This window comes from Microbacterium sp. Bi128 (assembly GCF_918698205.1).
Genome location: NZ_CAKKMM010001396.1, coordinates 1 through 1,321, shown reverse-complemented (window position 1 = coordinate 1,321; position 1,321 = coordinate 1). Strand labels below are relative to the sequence as shown.

The 1,321-nt window shown below is 64.7% G+C and carries 1 protein-coding gene and 1 pseudogene; both read left to right on the top strand.

Features of this window, described 5'->3' with window-relative positions:
* A pseudogene (locus tag LQV45_RS33115) lies at positions 1-228 on the top strand (type II secretion system F family protein); the annotation flags it as partial.
* Positions 229-441: 213 nt separating this feature from the next.
* Positions 442-1,321: LamG domain-containing protein (locus tag LQV45_RS33110; RefSeq protein WP_230011934.1), on the top strand; the 880-nt coding region annotated here is incomplete at its 3' end.

Here is a 1,321-nt window from a genome sequence, read left to right as displayed (position 1 = left end):
CTTCAGGCCCTGCGCGACGCTCTTTCCTTCGCCGCGCTTACCGGCGCCCCCTCCTCAGCGCTCCTCTATGCCCAGGCGGCCCGGCTCCGCCGTGAACGCAACAGGGCCGCCGAGCAGCGCGCGGCCACGCTCGGGGTGAAGCTCGTGGTGCCGCTGGGCCTGTGCTCCCTGCCGGCTTTCGTCTGCCTCGGCGTCGTGCCCGTGCTGCTGGGGCTGCTGCGGGCGTGATGCCGGCAGCCCGGGGATCACCCCGGGCCCAAGGTTTATTCAAGTTGCTGGGGGATACCTTTGGGGCAGGCACCGTCGGAGTATGAGCGGTCTCGTGCGTCGGCTTCTCACAGCACCTCCTTGGCGCCTCGAATCCCGGAGTATCTGGGGTCTCGTACTAACTGGGAGCCATGCCAGGGGGGCAGATCAATGATTCGACTGTATAAAGCGGGCGTGATTGCAGCGCTCAACCTACTAGTGTTGACCGGTTTGGCGGTCGGTGCCAGTCCGGCGTCCGCCGCCGTACCGACCTGTCAGCCGGGAGCACCCCAACCGACCAACCAATACCCTGGCACAACGGTGATTGCCACGAACTTCGAGTCCGGAAGCCTCACCACCGCAGGCTTCGCCGCCGCATTCACCGCCGGGACAGGCACGGCCGATGTCTCCTCGGCCCAGCAGCACTCGGGCCGCTGCTCAGCCTTTGTTCACGTCACCACGGATGCCGGGTCGGTGGCCAATTTTTCCGCACCACTTCCTGCCGGAAACAATGAGGTCTACGCCGACGGCTGGTTCAACATCACCAAAGAGGGCGTCGCCGGCAACAACGTCCCGTACTTCCGCTTCTTCAACGGGACTACCCGGTTCATAGACGTCTACCGATCCAACGGCGGCGTCGGCCCGATGTGGCTGCGGGTCGCGGCGCCCGACGGAACCCTCCGCTACACCCCGATGAAAGTCAATGTCCCCCTCGGCACCTGGCACCATATCGTCACGCACGTCGTCGCAAATGGGGCCTCCTCCACGGTAGAGGTGATCTTCGACGGCAAACTCCTGTATTCCAGCAAGCAGATCGCCACGGGCTTTACCGCGGTCACCAAGATGCAACTCGGTGCCGAACACCGGCGGCAGGCAGGCGACAGCTTCATTGACGACGTCGTTATCAAGGCCGGAAAGGCGGCCGCCCAGCTGCCCGGAACGTTTGCCCCGATTGCCCCACAACGGTTCCTCGACACCCGGAAAACGGTGCCCGTGGGTGCCGATAAGGCCGTCTCCTTCCAGGTTGCAGGGGCTAATGGGATCCCGGCAAATGTCGCGGCGGTCGTCTTCAACC